Below are 20,193 nucleotides of genomic sequence, written 5' to 3'. Positions count from 1 at the left end.
ATGATCAGAGCTATCAATAATTATTTTTTTGATGAAGATTCGATTACATTATCAGATGCACTATTCTTTTTCGGAATAATTGGTATAATGTTATTTATAGGTATTTCGACGTGGTTCATATGACACATTTAGATAAGGAGTGGATTAATTTGATCAAACAAGCTAAAGAACAAGGTATAAGTGCATATGAGGTACGACAGGAACTTTCTAATCATTTAGGTGGGGCAAAGTTTATCTATCAAAAGGACGACTCAGGAAGGGTCGCCAACCGAGTCTTAGAGGTGTCAGATTTTGAACAACAGGCTATTATCAGCATGGCTGTTGCTCACTATAAGCAGTACTATATTAATAGAGGATGGGATAATGACAGTGAAATGACGGAGTTTTATGATTTAATTGTAAAAGTGGATAATGTATTAAATGGAATTACTCGATCAGATCAGACAGAGTTTAGAAAAATAGGGGGAAAGTGAGTGAAATTTACTAAAGCTGTATTAACATTATTCTTATCAGGTGGAATTGTACTAGCGGGGTGTGGAAGTCATGAAGAAGAAACTGAAAGTAGCTCTAAGCCTGAAGATGAACTCAGTCAGGTAGAATGGATGAAAGAGGCAACAGAATTTGAAAAAGAAATAGAACAGGTTGTCACTGAACAAGTAGGGGAAACAGATGCGGATGGAAACGAACGCATTGAGAAATTAGTAGCTCTTGACGGAAAAGAAATGACAGTTGACATGCTGGGAAGTGGCGAGATTGATGAAGACGATACAGATATTATAGAAGAACTAGAAAAAACATCAATTTCAGTCACTATCAACACAACGGAAGATGAATTTGGAAGACATGTTGATTCTGCTTATATCTTTAGAGAGTTGTATGATAAATATACTCCTGAAGAAGTAAATATATGGTGGAATATTACAGATGCTGAAAGTACAGATGATAGAGAAATTATATACACACTAAGAAAAAACACATATAAAGACATTAACTGGGACAATGTTTTTGTTTCAGACAGTGAAGTAAGTACTAGGTTTGTGAAAGATATAGATTTTTATTACGATGAATCAGAGTATGACCAATAATATAAGCAAATCATTTACTCGATTAGGTATATATATACTCATACGAGGGATTGTATTAATATTTTAGCTAGTGTATAATTCGTTATAACGAACAAAAAACTATAAATCACAAAGGGGATATAACAATGGCAAAAGTATATGGGGAAATTTTAGTATCAGTAGTAGCAGATTCTAAGGAGGAATTGGAGCAACACAAATCAACGTACAGCGCAAACGGACTAAGAGCTGATTTAACATTGATACAGACTGATGGAGAAAGCAAAAGAGTTGAAGTATTAGAGGTAATTGAAGCTGATTGGGAATCGTTTGATGAAGAATAAAAATAATCTATAAGACTAGTTGACCAAAACGAACGAAAATTATATAATGTTACATAGAAGTGACTATTTTCATAAGTGTAGCATTATATAATCTAACTCAACTAAAATCAATTATATAATATTGTTTATCTATTGTAAAGGGTATTTCGAAAATAAAATACGATAAAATTGACATTTTAACTTAACAGATAATAAAAAAGGGGATATACCAAATGACAAACTTTAATTATGAAAAAGAAGCTCTATTTAATGCAATAGGATTAACTAACATGGATCACAGGACTACATTGGTCTCATTAATTAATACCGAAGATGAACTAGAAGATTATTTTTACAACTTTTACGAAGGGATAGGCTCAAATCTTAGTGTTAGTGTACAACGTTTTAAGATGTCTAAACTTGGTGATGATCGAGTATTTATGTGTGAAGCCGGGACTGAAAATAATGATTCTTATTATTTATTGAGATAATTTTCCGAGACTCGCTGCAAAATGAGCTAATAGATGATACGTTAAGATGAAACTTCTTGTTTTAAATTAGGAGGATGAAAATGTATAGAGACTTTATTTATTATGATGAGGAAAAAGTAAAATCAATTCTAGCTCAATTAGACAGTGGATTGATCGAATCAATTGGATCAGAATCCACTCACACTGGAGATATAGAAGGTAATGTTAACACTGGAGTTGTAGCAGAAATGCTAGGTATTAAACTGGGTGCAAATGGTAAGTATGAGTACTCAAAAAACAACCAGTCAAATAAAGTCCTTCATGATCATGCTTTTAGCGCAATGGTGGATTTAATGGGAAAGAATTTAAAAGATGTTTCAAACTTAGACAGGTCTCAGATAAGTAATAAGTCGTTTGTCAAAATCTCTGGCGATATGAAAATTTATGATTACAAGGATCTGTCTTCCATGCTGGGTAAATGGGACAAGATTGGAGAAATTTTTAATATTAAATCTGAAAGTGACGATGCTGACACTTTTCAGTTATTTTCGGAATTTATAACTGAAGTTTATGATGACTTAACTATAATCGAATTGAAAAACAAGAAGAATTCAATATTGACAGGTCTGGTAAAGCCAAAATATCTTAGAGAGACAATGAGAGACTTAACGTTCAAGTATGGAACTACTCCTGATCATAAATGGGAAATGGTATGTCAGATTACTAAAATACCTCAAAATAAAAGCCAAAATATTGGAGATAGATTTGCAGACTTCGGCGATACTCTGGATGTATCCAAATTAAATGAAGAAAAATCAATGAGCAACTTTCTAAATTCATTTATTGACGAGTTTAACAAATTGTATGACGTTTTCGCATCAGTTGGATATCCTAACATCGCAGTTGATCCAATTGGTGTGTATAGAATCATAGAATAAAAGGTTGGAATTAACTTAACTAATATTTCCGGGGCTTGGGATACCAGGCCTGTTTTTCCATTATATAATACAGATTAATATAAATGCCAAATAACCCTTGACTTTTATTATCGGAGGGTTTACAATTGAGGAATGCGATACTTTTATCTATATACTTTCGCTATCCTTATTTTATTAACTTAATTGAGTATATACCCATATAAGTTAATAGTCAAGGGGGAATTTTAAGGAGGTGGTTAAATTGAAATTTATACTATGAAGGTGAATAGTTAAACGATATTATAACAAAATTTATAAAGGGGACTACATAGGTGAAAACAGACAATTTAAAAGTAGGTGAAGTAATCAAGAACTACAAGGAGTTATGTGAGTTGCTGGAGATTAAACCCAAAACTTCCAACAGCAAGAAAGCTCAGATGAAGGAGATTGGAAGGTATGTTCTCTTGGATAAACAAGGTCATAAATTTATAGTCAAGGAGATTTATGAGAAACCTAAGCCGGCTACTAGTGGCAGTGGTAATGTATTTACAGGACTGATCCAGTTGTTGATAGCTGACCACTTAGCAGAATCTAAGGATCAAGTTGTAATAATAACAAGGAGCCAACTACTTAGAAAAATTAATATGGTCAATCATAATTATTCATTCTGTAATGAAAATGTACCAAGGTTTTCTAGATATATAAATATCAAAGAGGAATACTTATACGATTTCTTCAACACTACAAATAGTAACTACAGCGCGGCGATAAAGACAGCGTTAAACGACCTTGTAAAACGTTCGGTCATTCATTATGAATGGGTACATACAATCTGTACAAAAGAAGGTAAGCATAGAGTTGCTACAGATAATGAGGTTGAATTTATTTTAAGGTGTCAAAAACAGTTACTAATTGAGATGGGATATAAAAGATTAAATGATGTGATGTTCTCGAGGGACTGGAAGAATTTCAAAAATACATTGCAGTTTAACCTCCAGAATGATGATGAGATTAATATCAATTATACATACATGAGTTATAGAATTACCTCAAATCGAAAGTACATAAGCTCTGAGCAGGACGATATGTTAATCAATTACTTAGAAGATGCTGATAGGGAAGGTTATAAAAATGAATTAAATGGATTACTTTGTGCAAGATTGCTAGATAATGCAATCAAAAGACAATCTAAGGCTAGGCAAGGAAAAAGCATCGCAAATGAAAAGTTGAAGAAATTAAGAAGTAACTTCTCATTAGAAAAGTATACTAAGCAAATAATTTATTATGTGATTGATGGAGAAACTGATGTGAACGTACAAAAGGAAATAAGAAAACAAGAAGAAGATAAAGTGACGCAAGCTATAGAGAATATATTCGAAGGTGGGCAATTTGATTTTGATATTGAGTGAAAGAAAAAAGGACATTCACTAACAATACCTAAACCTAAACAATTGTTACTAAACGTCCTTATTTTATAAAATCAACTTAAAGTATTGGTATGTCAATGTTTACATAGTACATAAATGAAAATAACCAGCGGTTTGGTTCTTTGCCGCAGGTAGACGATTTTGGAACGTAGTGGAAAAATTGGCTAGATGGTACAAAGAACGGTCTTAGGTCAAAACATGTTCGACGTTAAACAAAAACCGTTTAAGTCTCGGCCTATGTGATCAAAAACCGATCACAACGCAAATTAACTTAGTCTACTATTCAATTAATCTATAAAAATATAACATAATAACATATTAATTTTAACTACATAAAAGTATACCAAACAGATTTACATAGGTCAATAGAAAATTAAATTATAAAGGGGAAAATAATATAATGGAAAATAATAGTGTGTACATACAAACGATTGAGGCAGCAGATATCCATAGTCATATGGTCAGAGGTAACAATATTAAATCTAATTACGTTGGAATGTTGGTGCATTCTTTAGAATCAATTAAGCTCAAAAAAGTAGGATTAACTACATTTATCATGAGAAAGAAAAGTAAGCAATTAAGCAACGATATCATCAACGTTAGATTTAACCAGAATGTTAAAAGCGGACAGCAAACACTGGGGATTATTCCTAGTATTGTTGATGACCAAAATGATCGACTAGAAAAAGCTGAGGATAAATTAAATAAAGCCAAAACTCAGGCAGAAAAGAAAAAGCTTAATAATGATATTGAACGGATACACAAAAGTATTGACTGGTTTGATTGGGTTAAATTAGACATTGAGGAAAATGGTACAGATGAAAAGTGGGATAGTGTCACTGCTGAGGATCTGAGATATAACCTGTATGAAAATGGCTGTAAAATTGATTATTTGGACTATGATACTGGTGAAATCACAACTATTAACTATAAATTTTATAAACGCAGCTCAGCAAAATCCAGAAAAGGAGAAGCGCTGATGATTAACGTAGACTTGTATGACACTATGATTAAGTGGAGTCATATGGGATTGACGTTTAAAACAGGTGCTAAGGTGGATTTGCCGGGCTTGAAGAGCTATGATTCACTTGTTATGTCAGGCATCGAGGACACTATCACAATTGATCCAGACAGCATACTAATAGTTGATGATGTAAAGCTACCGTTTAAAGAAACAGTTAATGTTGTTGAGAAGGTTGATGGTAAATTAGAGAGTGTTGAGGTTGAAGGTTATACAGTTGTAAATGAAATATTTGACGGTCAGGCAATGTTGGATAGCGGTGAGTTTGATGAGGGCACATCAATGAAATTACTAAGGTCACATTTTTTTAAGGCTGCTGCTTTCTCCGCGAACCTGCAATTGTTCTTTGAGGAATATGCTGAAGCAAACGAAAAGGATTATGATAACTGGTATCTGACAGATATGTTTAATAATGAGATTAAAGTAACTGAGATAAAATTAATCATCAATCCTAGTTGTCTTAAAGCGCTAAAATTCCATGAGGTGACAAATGGTAAAGCTAATATGTATGAGGTGTGGAAGCAGGCTGTGCGTCACAATAACAATGAATTTGGGGTAGTGAAGCATGACAAGGGTACAAAACTAGGCTATACGGAGGAAGAAATTCCACTACATAATACGAGTTACCAGATGTTGAATACATTACCGGCAAACAAAGAAGATATGTTAAAACTGAGTCAGCGTGAACGTGATTACATAATGGATTTGAAAAATGAAGATAAAGTTTTTATTGAGTATCTGGAGACGGAAAAGAATGATATTAACAGCAATCAGATGTTTGTTGACCTGTATAACAAAAATAATAATATCGTAAATACAGAAGTGTTTAGAAACTTCCGTAAGTCTACTATTAAAAAGTATGTGGACTATGTAAAAGGTGGGAAATTGTTATTGGAAGGTGATTATGTAACTCTTTTCAGCTGTGGAGTGGAATACTTGTATCATGCAGTAGGTGAAACAATTACTAAACCGATGGCGCTAACAGGTAATCAAGTATACACCAAAGTTTTTGGTGATGATGGATTCAATGAAACTTATACGGGATTCAGGTCGCCTCATACTAGCATGAATAATGTTTTGCAGGTGCAAAATGTTAGAAATGACGATATAGAACGATATTTCAATTTGTCGCCACATGTAGTCATGATAAATACAATCGGATTCAATGTATTAAATATTTTAAATGGAGCAGACATGGATTCTGATACGATGATCCTGTTTAAAAATCCAACTATGAATAAGCTAGGTGGCAAATGCTTTGGACACTACAATGTATGTGAGAATGGAATTGCAGATGATCCTACCGAATATGTTATGACCAATTATGACTTAGCAGAAATGGACAATTTAATGGCAGAATCAAAAACTGTAATAGGAGAAACATCTAATTTGGCTCAGATTGCCTGCTCGTTAATTTGGGATAAATTAAACAATGATGCTAGTAAGAGCGATAGTGATGTTGTTGATTTGATGAAGCGACTGGATATTTTAGCTATTTTATCTAACTGTGCAATCGATAATGCTAAACGTCAATATGACGTGAAGTTGAATGATGAAATTAGAAATATTCGAGGGCAATTAGAATTAAAAACAGCGAACGATGCACCTGTTAAACCAAACTTTTGGAAGTATGTGCAGAATGTTGACCACACAAAAAATAAGAGAAATCAGCCAAAATTAAAATTGACTCATTATGACTGTCCGATGGATTATTTATATGAGATCATGAATAATCTGGGTAGAGGGAAAAAGAGAAACAATATTGGTTTGAATGATTTATTAGTCAAAGCAGATAAGAATGCTGCTAATCGCAGGCAGATAGATAATACAAAGGATATGGCTAAAGAATCGCAGAAGGCTAGTAATGCAGCTGTTTATGCTGATTCAGAAGAGGAAATGCTTATTCAACTTGAAGATGTAATGGGGACGTATGATGATAAATTTAACAGACTGAAGATTAATAAGAATACTATGTACTCTATTTTGTATCAAATTGCTAATGACGATGGTAAAAATGGTGGAGTAGTGCGGTTAATGAATCACTTATACAAGACGCAAAAGACAATATTCATGAATAGTTTTAAAGAGGTGCACGAAAAAAACAAATAAAATTGCGAAAGTGTAGTGTTTATCGGTAGTTTCATAGTTTGATATAGGTGACTAAGTGAAGAGAGACTGGAATGCAAATGTATACTAATTTTGTTGCAGCGCTGAATGCCATTGAGCAAAGTAGGCGACTTTCTCTCTTTATTTATTTTATTTTAAAATTTGTTAAAAACTATCCATTTATACTATAACATCAACTAAATGGAATAGCAATAGTTGATTTGTAATTGAAATGAAATATTATTTTCCCTCGATTTAATCCCCAACAGAATAAAGCATCTGACATCATTAATCCCCTTTTGGTGTTGGATGTTTTATTGTGTTTAATTTTATACACTTTTTGGGGACTCCATATCCCTATTTAGCGTGTATAGAGTCCATCTATTAATTTAGGTGGATTTTATTATGCGTTAAATAATATGGAAGTCGCAAAAAGTGTGTAAGAGATTACATGCTAAATAAAAATATGGAGAGTGTTAAGTATGAGTACAGAAAAATTTAGAGATGATTTAATTGAGGTGGAAGATGGATTAGAGCTTTATCCGATTCCTGGGTTTAGCAATTATTATTGCGACTTGGAAAACGGTAGGGTATGGAACAACAAGAAACAATTTTGGATTACAGCCAATCCTAATTCATTACTTTATTGTTACGCCACTATTTATGATGAATTTGGTGAACCCGTAAGAATATCTATACATAATTTAGTTATGATGGCAAGGACTGGAAAGGATAAATCAATATGGAGGAAGCAAGGCTTAGAGGTGCATCACATTGATAATGATACAACAAATAATTCAGTGTTTAATTTGGCATTAACCACTAGAGAACAGCAATACCAATGCCCGATAACTAAACAGACGTTGGCTAATAGGAGTAAAAAGCGATTGACCAAAGATGACGTGATAGCTATTAAGACAGATTGGTTAGAATGGGAAGGTACTAAAGGTAATTTTTATAATTTGTGGGCAAGTAAATTAGAAGTACATACGAGGTCGATTCAGAATATCATAATCGGGTTCTCATATAAAGATGTTGAAGTGGGTTAACATTTAATTTTATTAATTAAATTATTATATACATATCAAATATAACATATTACATAATGAAAGTAAAGCAATTACCTAGATTTACATAGAACAAAAATAAGTGAAGTCAGTCCAATATTGGGCTGGCTTTTTGTAATCGAAAGGTGACTACATAATATGGACAAGGAACAATCAGAGCGACTAGCTCAGGCCCTGCAGGAAGTAGAAGATATTGAGAGTGGAAAATTGCCTAGGGAATCAGCTAGAGAGATGCTTAACCGAGTAAAGGAACGACTTATCAAAGAAACAATTGAAGATAATCGGGAAGCTTTGAGTAAACTGGATGATGAAGAATGACTACACAATCAGAAATATTAAAGAAGCTTAGAAAACAGATGCAAGATGCGATGAGGCGTACAGGTACAACTTATGAGGACGCTCTGGATGTTATGGATGACATTAGGAAAGAGAAAATTAAACATGCATCTGAAGCTGTTGGGTAAAGATACTAGCACTTGGAAAAGAACATAATAAACTAATGCTCCACCGTCAAAAAAACAAATGGAGAATTTGATCTTGATTGGGCGAATTATTATCCTTATCTTGTAGGATAAGAACGATAATGTTCACGAACGTACTCTAAGACTCCTAGACGAAATCTTTTATATGCTCGTACACGAACAGGTTTATGTATCATAAGCCTTCACCTCCATCAATTAATGACGGTGGATATGTTGATTATACCACAATTATTAGAAAATATGGTAAAATAGAATCATCTTTTAATAGGGGTGATTTTATTTTGAATACACAAGCACCAACTTTATTTATCTCTTATTCTCATGATAGTAAGGAACACAAAGAATGGGTTAAAAAATTAGCTTATGATCTGAGGGTTACGGGTGGAGTCGATGCACTTCTTGATCAATGGAGCGTAAGACTAGGTGGTAATTTAAATGAATTCATGAAAAACGGTTTAAACGATGCAAAGATGGTACTCTGTATTTGTACTGAGGAATATGTGGAGAAAGCCAATAAAAACATTGGTGGCGTTGGTATTGAAGCTACAATAATATCAAATGAAATTTCAAAGGGAAATAAAGAACATATTATACCTATAATCAGAAATAACCCTAATGCAAAAACACCAGAATCTCTAGAAGGATTACTCTATGAGGATTTTAACGATGGCGTTAACAGAGACAACTTTAAAAAATTATTGGGTCGCATTTGGAGTGAAGATTTAAAGAAACTGCCACCAGTCGGAAAAAATCCATTTTCAATGGAAAATTTTAATGAGATAAATTATAGTGTTCATTTAGATCAAATAAACTACTCGAATCCTGAATTCGAAGGAAAAGCTGACTTTAATTACTCGCATAATGATGGGAAGTATAAAATTGGCACAGGTGAATATGCTTTTACCACTAGGTGGACTAAATCTGGTAGAACAAATATACATGCCTATAAAGATAGTACTAACATTGAGAGGATCGGTTCTTTTCGAAATAAAATCACTGATTTCCCCCAAAAGGATCAGTTGAGTACTGACGATGTTGATTATACTTCAAGGGTTAGAAATCCATACTTGGCAGATTATACAGTTTGGATGAATAAAGCAGGTAAGTTTGCAGTAACAAAGGTTGTAGAGATCAATGATGCAGATAAAAAAGGTGATCATAACAATTTAGTCTTTGAATATAAAATTTATGATAATTAGACAGATGCAGAAAGTTTAGCATTAAGCGACAGTTGATTGGTATTACATAGAAACATTAATAGGTAAAAAGAAGGGTAATGACATTTTTTGTAGAATATTGGTAGGTGTAGGATAATATTTGATGAGGAGTGTTAGAGATGGGAGATTATAATAAAGCAAAAGGGGTTCTTATTCAAGAGCTTGAAGACCGACTGAGTGAAATTAATAATCAAAATGAAGCTAAGAAATCGGAATACTACAAGGCATTTGTACTAAAAGATGCGGCTACAAGGGTGATAAACTCCCCAGCAACTTCAAATTCATTGGCTTCATACGAAAATTATTTTAATCTCGATAAATTGGTAAGTGATTATGAAAGACTTAGGAAAGAAAGCTTTGACCTTGAGAATGAACTAGATTCCGAACGAGTTAGTATTGAAGTAACTCTAGAAAGTTTAAAAAACATGTAGTATTAAAGGCACTCACATAAATGGGTGTCTTTTTACCTAGTTCATATTGCATATTTTTTCCAATTCATTCATAATAAAGCTATAGATAATTTTTGGGGGTTGGTAGAATTGAAGAAAGTATTAGGAATTTTATTAGTTTTATTAATTGTAATGGTTGGATGCAGCTCAGAAGAACCAGACTATACTACCGAAGAGTTTGAAGCCGCATTGAATGAAGGGGAGAACTTAGAAGGAAAAACCGTTTCCGTTAAGGTTGATGAGTTTGTTCCAGACAGTGCTTTCGGGTATAACATTCAGGCAGGCGAACATCTGAATTTCGTATCAAGTAAAAATCCAGATGTAGAAGAAGGTGACAATATCGTCGTCAAGGTAGAAGAAGTGGATAGCGTGATGGGTTCGTATTTGATTGAATACAAAAAACAATAAGCTTACTTTAAAGGTACTTACTATTGTGGGTGTCTTTATACCTAAAAAGCATTGCAAATATTATCCGAATCAGCCATAATAGTCCAGTACTTATAATAGTGTATTGGAGAGATTGTGATTGAAGAAAGTATTAGGTGTTGGAATTATTTTAATTATGCTACTTGGTGCATGTGGTCAAAGAGGTGCCGAGCCAGCAGAAGAGGATCAGGAAGATAGACAAACTGATCAGATAGAAGATATTAGCAGGGAACCAGAAGAAGAGCCAGAGGAAGAAGTAGTAGAATTAGGAGACACTGAGGATATAGAAAATGATGAATCAGAAGAACAAGAAGAATCAATAGATGATACATCACAATCTATGACTGAAGATGAGTTGAGAGAGATCATCGAATATACAGGTATAGGTGAAGGTGATGAATTAGTTAGTGCAACGATTGAAAATGAAGAAATCAAGGCAGTAATTAATTTGGGTGAATTCGAATTATTTACTATTGAAGATTTAGCGGTAACTAGATATAGTCAGCTGTCTGACGAACTGTTAGATCATGAAGGTTGGGAGAAGCTAACTATTGAGTTTTCAGATATTGGTACAATTACTATGGATAGATCAGATGCAGAATCCAATGAATATGGAGAATACTTTCCGACATTGGAGATTGAAGATAGATTGAAATAAGGAATTAAGTTAGGCACTCACTATTTATTGTGGGTGTCTTTTTATATTATGTGTTGTTTTATATAAAGAACGAAAGTGACAATTGCTCACGGGCTGAGTAAACCTTATAACGAACGAAACAATTAAAGGGGAAGATTAGATGTTATTTATAGCGTTTGTAGTAGGGTGTACGATGGGTGCAGTAGTGGCGCGTGTGTGGAGATTTATGGAGATGAGCAGATGAATAATAATATAGTTTTATGTGATGAATGTGGGAAGGAGTTTCTTATCGTTCCTAAAGTTAAGCAACACGGTAATGGAATAGAAGAAACATACTTTAATTGTGGTCATTGTGATCATAAGTATATTGCTTATGTTACTGACGCAGGAGCTAGGAAGCAGCGAGAGACTGTCAGGAAAATGTATAAGAGGCTGGAAGGATTGACCAGTGTGGATCAGAGTAGATCACAGCTGGCTAAGATCAAGATGGCTAAGGCTGGTTTGGGTAAGCGTATGGATAGGTTGAAGGCTGAGTTTAATGGAGAGTAAGAAGCCATGGAAGCAATGTTTGTCATATGGATGCGGTGAGTTGATTCGTGATGGAGCTTATTGTGTTAAGCATAAAGATGAGCGTGTAAAGCAGTACGATAAGTATGAACGGAACAAGGAGAGTAGGATGTTCTATCAGAGTAGTAACTGGAAGAAGGTTAGACAGTATGTAAAGGCAAGGGATGGAAACCTTTGTCAGCTATGCTTAAAGGATAAGAGGTTTACTCAGGCTGATGTATGTGATCACTACATACCATTGGAGTTTGATAAGAGCAAGGGATTAGATCCTAGCAATCTATGGATGCTCTGTCATGGATGTCATAACCAGAAGACTGTAGACGATAGGAAAAAGTATAGTAATAATAGATAGAAGGAGATTGGTTGATGATGATTGTAAATGATAATAAGTTAGTCATTGTATTAGATAAGGTAAACGGAACACCACGAGTATTCATTGACGGTGTGGAAATTGTAGGGAAACAAGATATTAAATTTGACTGGAAGACAAAAGATGTAGGTAGTAATGGCTTAGTAAACTTTGAGGTTAACTATGTAGAGAGTAAAGAAACAGAAGATGTGGGCATGAGAACCTTTGCAGATGGTGAACAGCTTTATACTGAGGAACCACTCTTTATTAAATTGAAAGATAAGTTTGAGCGAGCGGGATTTAATAATAGAAATGAACATGCTAGGTTTAAAGAGTATACGGATATCAAAGACAATACAAGAACAGAAATAAAAAGTAATACTTTAATAGAAGGATGTGAAGGTAATGTGTAAGTGTGATGATACTTTGATGAAAGAGTTGAGTGATCGGTTAGCTAAGTTGGAAGAAGGAAACGAAAGTATATTGGAAGAATTAGATTACGTTAATAGGAATGCGTTTGGTGCAGGAAATGGAAATATAGAATATCGAGAAATATAGAAAGAGGAGAATGTAAATTACATAAAATAGGAAATCTTGAAAAGTAGATTGTAGAAATATAGAAAATGGGAACGGGGCGTATAGGAAAAGTTAATTTTAAAAAGCTTAAAAACCCCACCTCAGTCTTCCTCGCGTGAAAGTAGATAAATACAGTAAATGGGATTCAATATATAGACGCAATAAATAAAAATAATCAACATATGGGAGGTGTTATTTATGGGACAAGGTAGACCAGCTAAACCAATTCACATGCACTTAGTAGATGGCAATAAAAATAAATTAACGAAATCAGAAATCGAATCAAGGAAAGAAGCGGAAAAACAAATAGTATTTTCAGATGACAAAATTAAAGGTAAACGTATCACACCACCAACTTGGCTATCAGCTGAAGCTAAAAAAATTTACCGACAACTAATCAAAGAATTTGAGCACAATGATGTATTGAAAAATGTTGACATTCATTCCGTAGCAATGTTCGCAGACGCATACCGTGATTATATTGAAATGACAGAGATCATCAATCGTGATGGAATGATGATGGAGCATACCAACAAGTCTGGAGCCTCGAACACTATACCTCATCCTCTTTATACCAAAAAGAAAGCATTATTTGATCAGATGCAAAAAGTAATGGCTGAGATAGGATTGACTCCATCAGCAAGAGCTAAATTAGCTATTCCAACCAAATTAGAACAGGTAAGCGACAAACTTTCATTGTTCGGTGATACTCTGTGACATTTACGGATGAATTAAAACAATATTGTATCGATGTAGCAGACAATACAATCACCTCATGCATCAAGCACAAGCAAGCCTGTACACGGTTTATACGTGACTTGAATCGTATCGGAAATGATGATTTTCCATACATTTTTGATGAACAAGAAGCATTAAAGTTTATGTTGTGGATGACTTTATTTAAGCATAAAAAAGGAAGATTATCAGGGACATACATTGATCCTCATCCTATCCAGAGGTTTGTATATGGAAATATTTATGGTTGGAGACATAAGGATACAGGTCATCGTAGATTCAACTATTTATACTGGCAAAAAGGTAGGAAGAACGCTAAATCACAAGGATTAGCTATGGTTGGAAGTTATGATTTAATGGCTCTTGGAGAACAAGGTGCAGAGGTATATTGTGCAGCAACCAAAACTAAACAGTCTAAGTTAGTATGGGATGAAGCAAAGTGGATGTTGCAAAATTCATCTGATTTACAAGGGAAGTTTAGAGTAGCTAATGGTGAAATACAACACCCTAAATCTGATTCTAAAATGGCTTATCTTTCCAAGGAAGACGGAAAGACTGGAGACGGAACACATCCACTCACAGGCATAGTTGATGAATTTCATTTGATGCCAACTACTGAAATTAAAGATGTCCTCGAAACAGGTATGATTGGTCGAGATAATGCATTATTAGCAATTATAACTACTGCTGGTTTCAACCTCACACATCCTGCATATACCATTGAGTACGATTATGTTACTCAACTTCTCGATCCAAACAATCCAATTGAAAATGACAATTACTTTGCAATGGTTAATGAGTTAGATGAAGGTGACGATATTCATGATAAGACAAATTGGATCAAAGCTAATCCTATAGTTTGCTCAACTAAGGAAGGGTTTGAAGACTTAGAAAAGATATACAACAAGGCTCTAGGTAACTCAGAATCCATGGTAAAATTTATCGTTAAAAACATGAACGTTTGGTATCACGCTAAAATAGGCGGCTACATGAATTTAGATAAATGGGCTGCATGTGGAGTTAAGAAACGTAAAATTGATATTCCAGATGTACATGGCAAGGATGTAATAATCGGAATCGATTTAAGCTCTACTGTAGATTTAACCTCAGTTTCCTTCTCCATATCTCTTGAAAACAATGAGTATGCTGTGTTTAGCCACTCATTTATCCCATCTGAAACACTACAAAAGAAAATCCAAACAGACAAAGTTCCATATAAATTATGGGTTAATCAAGGTTGGATGACAGAAACAGAAGGTGCAACCGTTGATTATCGTTTTATGACTAAGTACATCGAGGAACAAGTAGAAAAATATAATTGGAATGTCGAAGAGATTGCGTATGATCCACACCAAGGACATTACTATGCTCAAGAAATGACTGCAAATGGCTACACAATGGTAGAGATAAGGCAGAATATCATGTCACTATCTGAGCCTACTAAGAATTTTAGAGAATCAGTATTGCAAAATAAAATTTATCATAATGATAATCCAGTTTTAACCTGGGCAATTGCCAATTCTGTTGTGACAAAGAATGTTAATGAAGATATACGGTTAGATAAATCTAAGTCAACAGAAAGAATTGATCCGATAGCTAGTTTAATCAACGCTCACAAAAGAGCAATGCATTTAAATAATAACAATGACTATGATCCAAATACTGCAATAGATGATTGGTTGGATATGTAAATGAGAGGAATGTGATTAATGAAACTTATAAGCAAGTACATAATTGAAATCCTAGTGACAATAGGAGTGCTACTGATCATATTGGCAACTGCATTGATTGATCCAATTGCTGCATTGTTTGTATCGGGAGCACTCTTTATTTTGTCTGCAATAGGATTGATGAAATGGACGAAGCCAGAAAAGAGGTGATAAATAAATGAAGTTATTTGGAAGAGAAGTAAGGAGTCAGCAAGCAGTAGCACGTACCGAGTATGACTTGCAAGATAAAGAATTTGCAAAGGCGTTAGGTATTAGTTTAGATGGAATGTCAGCAGACAAAGCCAAGGAGTCTACAGTATATAGCTGCCTTAAAATTTTAAGTGAAAATGTAAGTAAACTACCGTTGAAACTACATAAATCTGATGGTTCTGGTACAAGTAAAGAGAGTGACCACTACTTGTATAATTTGTTAAAGCTGAGACCAAATCCATACATGTCATCTAGTACATTTTGGGGAATAGTTGAACTTAATCGCAGTTATTATGGACATGCAGTCATAGTGATTGACTATCATCAAGTTGGTAAGGATGCTGGGAAAATTAAATCATTAATTCCATTAGACATGTCAAAAGTTGAGACGTGGATAGACGACAAAGGAATCATTAGTAACGAAATTCATGCCGTTTATTTTTTGTATACTGATAAAAATGGGAAGATGTATAAGTTTAAATCCTCGGAGGTTCTTCATTTTATAGGATTAACACGTGATGGATTTACTCCAATGCCTATTAAGGATTATTTAGGTACACTCGTAGCGAATGCGCAGGCTAGCCAGGAATATACCAACAAATTTATTTCGAGTGGTATGTTTTCGTCCGGGATTCTGAAATATGTTGGAGATTTAGATGAAGGAAAACAGAAAAAAATGCAGGAAAGAATGAATAGAATTAGCGGAGGAATTTCTAACGCTGGAAAAGTAATGCCACTTCCTGTGGGATTCGATTGGCAATCAATTTCAACTAATATGGTTGATTCCGATTTTGTCGAATTGAACCAATTAAACATAAAGCAAATTGCAGCAGCATTTGGAATAAAGCCACATCAATTGGGAGATTTAGAACGCTCAACCAATAGCAACATAGAGCATCAAAATAAATCCTTCTATATTGACACACTTCAGCCTATCCTCACTAATTATGAGCAAGAGTTAACCTACAAACTACTAACCTCAAATGAAATAAATCAAGGTTACTTTTTCCGATTTAATGTAGATGTAATATTGAGATCAGATAGCAAAGAGAGAGCAGAGTATCTAACTATACTAGTGGAAAAGGGTGTTATGACTCCAGCAGAAGCTAGAAAACAAATTGATTTACCTCATTTAGATGGCTCAGATCAACTTATAGTTAATGGTAGTTATCTCAGCCTAGCAGATGCTGTGAGTGGGGTTAACTATGATAGGACAGGCTCTAAAGGAGGTGATAACGAATGAAGGAACAGGAAACTAGAATGTTAGATAGCCAAATTGAGATTAGATCAATTGGCGAAGATGATGAGAAAAAAGATGTCATTGTCGGCTATGCGTTACGTTTTAACACATACAGTGGTGTTATGTACCATCCACATATTGGAGAATTCACTGAGCGAATTGATCCTACAGCTTTAGACAACGCTGATATTAGTCAGGTGACTGCATTGATCAATCACGATGCAAATATGGTACTCGGTAGATCAACAAGCGGTACACTCACCCTAGAGGTAGATGAATTCGGGTTAAAGTACACCATCGATCCACCAGACACTTCTTACGCTAGGGATTTAATGGAGTCAATGAAAAGAGGGGATATCAGTCAGTCAAGCTTTGCATTCAGTCTTGATTATGAAGATGAAAATGCAGAGGTGATCGAAAGGGATGTTGATAGTGATATAAAAATAAGAACAATCAAACGCTTTAAAGATATATCTGATGTCAGCGTTGTAACGTACCCAGCTTATGAGTCAGCTGATGTAATTGTTGCACAACGTAGCTTAGATAATTACCAGTACCAAGAACAAAGGAAACAAAATCAAATAAACAAACAAAAAATGTTAATCGAATTAGAGCTATAGGCTCTATTTTTTATGTCAAAAATCAAATTTATAAACTAAAAGGAGAAATGTAAAATGGATAAAGTACAAGAACTGAGACAGTTATTAGCTTCCACAAAAGAAGAAGTTAGAGGTTTTCTTGGTGAAGATAAAGTAACTGATGCAGAAACAAAAATGGAAGAAGTACGCTCATTAGAAAAGAAAATTGAATTACAGGTTGAGTTGGACAAAGAAGAAGAGCGTCAAATTGTCGACAAAATTAATAACGAAAAACGAGATAACAAGGGAGCAGATAAAGTGGAAGAACGTCAAGCATTTATTAATGCAATTCGTGGAGTTAAATTATCAGATGAGGAAAGAGCATTAGTTGTCACAAGTCCAGACGAAGATGGTGGCTATTTAGTACCTAAGACAGTTTCTACTACAATTGAAGAGTTAAAACGTAGCTATAAATCTGCTAAAGAATTGGTGGATGTTGTACCAACTAGCACGAAGTCCGGCTCATTCCCAGTTGAAAAAGGTGGAAATGTTACTGAGCTAGTTAATTTTGATGAAGATAATGATGGATTAGCTGAGCAAGCTCCAAAATTTACTAACGTTGAGTATTCTGTAGCGGCTTATGGTGCAATCACGCCTATGTCCAATGCTTTCCTACAAGATGAAGCAGGCAACTTTATGAATTATCTAAACCGTAATTTTGCTAAAAAGGCTATCAAAACTGAAAATGCTAAGATTTTTGCAGCATTAAAACAAGGAAAAACAGCTAAGTCAGTTTCTACCATTAAGGACATTAAAGCTTTATTCAATAAAGAATTAGATGCAGCGATTGCTGAAAATGCAACAGTTGTTACCAATCAGACTGGATTCCAGTATTTGGATGCTATGGAAGATAAAAACGGAAGAGGATTGCTACAGGATAATCCTGCTAATCCTACTCAAAAACTATTACAGGGTCGTGTGGTGCATGTGTTTAACGATGCTGAGCTACCAAACGTATCAGGCAAGGCTCCTATCTATGTAGGCTCAATTGTAGAGGCTATTAAATTCTTTGACCGTGGAGTTTATGAGGTGGCTATCTCTAAAGAAGCTGGATTTACTAAGCACCAAACGTTGGCAAAAGTTGTTGAGCGTTTTGACGTTAAACAATCTGATGTAGATGCTTATGTTTACGCTACTTTAGCTGAGCCAAAGGAAACTCCTGAAGCATAGTAGAAGGGAGTGTGATGGCTAATGTTAGAACTAGCAAAAGAATACTTAAGAGTAGATGGAAATGATGAGGATTTAATCATTCGGTCACTCATTGATACAGCAAAGCAGTACATAAAATCAGCTACAAATGTTGACTACAAAGAGGACAATCATGCTTATAAAATGGTTGTTCTCTTATTAACTACTCGTTGGTATGAAAACAGAAACCTAGTAGGCAAAAATGATGATTTAGATTACACAATTTCATCTATGCTACTTCAGATTGAGTTGGATGGTGACTCACGTGAAGTCAATTAATCCTGCTAAATATCGCAATCGTATTTCATTTCAACAAGAACAAGATTATCAAACTGATGAAGGTCACTGGGTAACAGATTTGGTTGATGTAGCTGATATTGGCAAGGTTTGGGCTGAGATCAAATCTATCAGAGGTAATGAGTTTATCATTGCTGGAGCCAATGCTGTTGATGTATCAGCACGGATAACAATGAGGTACAACAAGCATGTCACTGATGATATGAAGATTAAATTTGGTGATCGTATGTATGATATTACTTTTATCAATAATCTTGAAGAAAGAAATATCGAGTTAGAAATTCTAGCTAGTGAAGTGCGTACAAATGAGTAGATTACATATGGAAATGACAGGCTTTGATGATCTAATCCAATACTTTGAGGAAACTGGCGATAACGCTCAAAAAGTTGAAGCTGAAGCATTGAAAGCTGGTGGAGAGATAATAGCCGACTATCAACGCAAAGGCGTTAATCGATCCACAAAGGATCAGCCACATATCCAGGACAATATTATTGTAGGACGTGTGTATGACGGAGATGAAGGTTCACAACTAATTGTTAGACCAAATGGAAAGGTTAGATGGAGAGCTAAGTTTCTGGAATGGGGTACAAGTAAGATGCCACCAAAGCCATTCATAGAAAGAAGTGGCGACTTAGGGGAAAATGAAGCCTATGCAGCAATGCTGAAGAAATTTGAGGAGGTTATCGATGTCTAATTTAACACAATACGATGCTCAAGTAGAACTACTACAAGCATTAAAAAATAACAAGGAATTAACTAGATTGGTCGTTGGTGGCTTCCATAACATGGTTGCTAAGCACACTGCTAGTTTTCCGCGAATTGTATATACAGAAATTAGAAATGCTGATGAGAAATTTAAAGACAATGAGCTAAGTATGGCTATTGTTAATTTTCAAATCAGTATTTTTTGTGATGAAAAAACAATTGTGGATCAGACAACGATTACTAAAGAGGTAGCTATGACAATGAAACAATTAGATTATCACAAGTATGATCAAGAAAATTTATATGAAGAAGATACCAAGTTATATCATAGAGGTATGAGATTTACAAAAAATATTTACCTATAAAACTATAAAA

General features: G+C 34.5%; 29 protein-coding genes. All 29 read left to right on the top strand.

What is annotated here, in order from left to right:
- The 29 genes from JOC34_RS21965 (at window position 1) to JOC34_RS04040 (ending at window position 20,183) form a co-directional block, all read left to right on the top strand.
- The gene (locus JOC34_RS21965; protein ID WP_275577672.1) at window positions 1–123 is read left to right on the top strand and encodes a hypothetical protein; all 123 of its coding nucleotides are present in this window, start codon (window positions 1–3) and stop codon (window positions 121–123) included.
- Window positions 120–473, top strand: a complete 354-nt coding sequence (locus tag JOC34_RS04175; RefSeq protein ID WP_275577671.1) for an anti-repressor SinI family protein — start codon at window positions 120–122, stop codon at window positions 471–473. Before JOC34_RS21965 ends, JOC34_RS04175 begins: the two co-directional genes overlap by 4 nt.
- Window positions 474–1,085, top strand: coding sequence for a hypothetical protein (locus JOC34_RS04170; RefSeq protein WP_205135445.1), 612 nt, complete (start codon window positions 474–476; stop codon window positions 1,083–1,085).
- A 125-nt stretch (window positions 1,086–1,210) separates the two neighbouring features.
- Complete coding sequence (locus JOC34_RS04165) at window positions 1,211–1,405, top strand: hypothetical protein (protein ID WP_205135444.1); 195 nt, start codon at window positions 1,211–1,213, stop codon at window positions 1,403–1,405.
- A gap of 212 nt (window positions 1,406–1,617) precedes the next feature.
- Window positions 1,618–1,875 carry a hypothetical protein gene (locus tag JOC34_RS04160; RefSeq protein ID WP_205135443.1) on the top strand — a complete coding sequence of 86 codons (258 nt, stop codon included), beginning with the start codon at window positions 1,618–1,620 and terminating at the stop codon, window positions 1,873–1,875.
- Between the two features lie 80 nt (window positions 1,876–1,955).
- On the top strand, window positions 1,956–2,792 hold the full coding sequence (locus tag JOC34_RS04155; RefSeq protein WP_205135442.1) for a DUF6414 family protein: 837 nt from the start codon (window positions 1,956–1,958) through the stop codon (window positions 2,790–2,792).
- A 311-nt stretch (window positions 2,793–3,103) separates the two neighbouring features.
- A complete protein-coding gene (locus tag JOC34_RS04150; RefSeq protein ID WP_205135441.1) occupies window positions 3,104–4,180 on the top strand; it encodes a hypothetical protein in 1,077 nt (358 codons plus the stop codon).
- A 418-nt stretch (window positions 4,181–4,598) separates the two neighbouring features.
- Window positions 4,599–7,328 (top strand): hypothetical protein, encoded by a 2,730-nt coding sequence (locus JOC34_RS04145; protein WP_205135440.1) that lies wholly within the window; start codon window positions 4,599–4,601, stop codon window positions 7,326–7,328.
- A gap of 479 nt (window positions 7,329–7,807) precedes the next feature.
- Window positions 7,808–8,374 (top strand): HNH endonuclease, encoded by a 567-nt coding sequence (locus JOC34_RS04140; protein ID WP_205135439.1) that lies wholly within the window; start codon window positions 7,808–7,810, stop codon window positions 8,372–8,374.
- A 156-nt stretch (window positions 8,375–8,530) separates the two neighbouring features.
- Window positions 8,531–8,710: a hypothetical protein gene (locus JOC34_RS04135; RefSeq protein ID WP_205135438.1), complete on the top strand. Its 180-nt coding sequence runs from the start codon at window positions 8,531–8,533 to the stop codon at window positions 8,708–8,710.
- Window positions 8,707–8,856 (top strand): hypothetical protein, encoded by a 150-nt coding sequence (locus JOC34_RS04130; protein WP_205135437.1) that lies wholly within the window; start codon window positions 8,707–8,709, stop codon window positions 8,854–8,856. The genes JOC34_RS04135 and JOC34_RS04130 overlap by 4 nt, the downstream gene beginning before the upstream one ends.
- Window positions 8,857–9,155: 299 nt before the next feature.
- Window positions 9,156–10,073 (top strand): toll/interleukin-1 receptor domain-containing protein, encoded by a 918-nt coding sequence (locus tag JOC34_RS04125; protein WP_205135436.1) that lies wholly within the window; start codon window positions 9,156–9,158, stop codon window positions 10,071–10,073.
- Between the two features lie 137 nt (window positions 10,074–10,210).
- Window positions 10,211–10,522, top strand: a complete 312-nt coding sequence (locus JOC34_RS04120; RefSeq protein ID WP_205135435.1) for a hypothetical protein — start codon at window positions 10,211–10,213, stop codon at window positions 10,520–10,522.
- A 108-nt stretch (window positions 10,523–10,630) separates the two neighbouring features.
- Complete coding sequence (locus JOC34_RS04115; protein ID WP_205135434.1) at window positions 10,631–10,948, top strand: hypothetical protein; 318 nt, start codon at window positions 10,631–10,633, stop codon at window positions 10,946–10,948.
- Between the two features lie 118 nt (window positions 10,949–11,066).
- Complete coding sequence (locus tag JOC34_RS04110; protein ID WP_205135433.1) at window positions 11,067–11,624, top strand: hypothetical protein; 558 nt, start codon at window positions 11,067–11,069, stop codon at window positions 11,622–11,624.
- 219 nt (window positions 11,625–11,843) lie between these two features.
- Window positions 11,844–12,152, top strand: coding sequence for a hypothetical protein (locus tag JOC34_RS04105; protein WP_205135432.1), 309 nt, complete (start codon window positions 11,844–11,846; stop codon window positions 12,150–12,152).
- Window positions 12,142–12,522, top strand: coding sequence for an HNH endonuclease (locus tag JOC34_RS04100; RefSeq protein ID WP_205135431.1), 381 nt, complete (start codon window positions 12,142–12,144; stop codon window positions 12,520–12,522). The genes JOC34_RS04105 and JOC34_RS04100 overlap by 11 nt, the downstream gene beginning before the upstream one ends.
- 14 nt (window positions 12,523–12,536) lie before the next feature.
- The gene (locus JOC34_RS04095) at window positions 12,537–12,932 is read left to right on the top strand and encodes a hypothetical protein (RefSeq protein ID WP_205135430.1); all 396 of its coding nucleotides are present in this window, start codon (window positions 12,537–12,539) and stop codon (window positions 12,930–12,932) included.
- Complete coding sequence (locus tag JOC34_RS04090) at window positions 12,925–13,077, top strand: hypothetical protein (protein ID WP_205135429.1); 153 nt, start codon at window positions 12,925–12,927, stop codon at window positions 13,075–13,077. The genes JOC34_RS04095 and JOC34_RS04090 overlap by 8 nt, the downstream gene beginning before the upstream one ends.
- Before the next feature lie 216 nt (window positions 13,078–13,293).
- A complete protein-coding gene (locus JOC34_RS04085) occupies window positions 13,294–13,812 on the top strand; it encodes a phage terminase small subunit P27 family (protein ID WP_205135428.1) in 519 nt (172 codons plus the stop codon).
- Window positions 13,809–15,521 carry a terminase TerL endonuclease subunit gene (locus JOC34_RS04080; RefSeq protein WP_205135427.1) on the top strand — a complete coding sequence of 571 codons (1,713 nt, stop codon included), beginning with the start codon at window positions 13,809–13,811 and terminating at the stop codon, window positions 15,519–15,521. Before JOC34_RS04085 ends, JOC34_RS04080 begins: the two co-directional genes overlap by 4 nt.
- Before the next feature lie 18 nt (window positions 15,522–15,539).
- The gene (locus JOC34_RS04075; protein ID WP_205135426.1) at window positions 15,540–15,710 is read left to right on the top strand and encodes a hypothetical protein; all 171 of its coding nucleotides are present in this window, start codon (window positions 15,540–15,542) and stop codon (window positions 15,708–15,710) included.
- A gap of 7 nt (window positions 15,711–15,717) precedes the next feature.
- Window positions 15,718–16,992 carry a phage portal protein gene (locus JOC34_RS04070; protein WP_205135425.1) on the top strand — a complete coding sequence of 425 codons (1,275 nt, stop codon included), beginning with the start codon at window positions 15,718–15,720 and terminating at the stop codon, window positions 16,990–16,992.
- Window positions 16,989–17,609 (top strand): HK97 family phage prohead protease, encoded by a 621-nt coding sequence (locus JOC34_RS04065; protein ID WP_205135424.1) that lies wholly within the window; start codon window positions 16,989–16,991, stop codon window positions 17,607–17,609. Before JOC34_RS04070 ends, JOC34_RS04065 begins: the two co-directional genes overlap by 4 nt.
- 54 nt (window positions 17,610–17,663) lie before the next feature.
- Entirely contained in the window at window positions 17,664–18,797 is a 1,134-nt protein-coding gene (locus JOC34_RS04060; RefSeq protein WP_205135423.1) for a phage major capsid protein, read from the top strand.
- Window positions 18,798–18,818: 21 nt separating this feature from the next.
- The gene (locus JOC34_RS04055) at window positions 18,819–19,094 is read left to right on the top strand and encodes a head-tail connector protein (RefSeq protein ID WP_205135422.1); all 276 of its coding nucleotides are present in this window, start codon (window positions 18,819–18,821) and stop codon (window positions 19,092–19,094) included.
- A complete protein-coding gene (locus tag JOC34_RS04050; protein WP_205135421.1) occupies window positions 19,081–19,425 on the top strand; it encodes a phage head closure protein in 345 nt (114 codons plus the stop codon). The genes JOC34_RS04055 and JOC34_RS04050 overlap by 14 nt, the downstream gene beginning before the upstream one ends.
- Window positions 19,418–19,807, top strand: coding sequence for an HK97-gp10 family putative phage morphogenesis protein (locus JOC34_RS04045; RefSeq protein WP_205135420.1), 390 nt, complete (start codon window positions 19,418–19,420; stop codon window positions 19,805–19,807). Before JOC34_RS04050 ends, JOC34_RS04045 begins: the two co-directional genes overlap by 8 nt.
- Window positions 19,800–20,183, top strand: coding sequence for a hypothetical protein (locus JOC34_RS04040; RefSeq protein WP_205135419.1), 384 nt, complete (start codon window positions 19,800–19,802; stop codon window positions 20,181–20,183). Before JOC34_RS04045 ends, JOC34_RS04040 begins: the two co-directional genes overlap by 8 nt.
- The last annotated feature ends 10 nt before the right edge of the window (window positions 20,184–20,193 follow it).

Source organism: Virgibacillus halotolerans (assembly GCF_016908515.1).
GTDB classification, from domain to species: domain Bacteria; phylum Bacillota; class Bacilli; order Bacillales; family Amphibacillaceae; genus Virgibacillus_M; species Virgibacillus_M halotolerans.
Note: the sequence above shows the minus strand (reverse complement) of the source record. Positions and strands in the feature narration are given on the sequence as shown.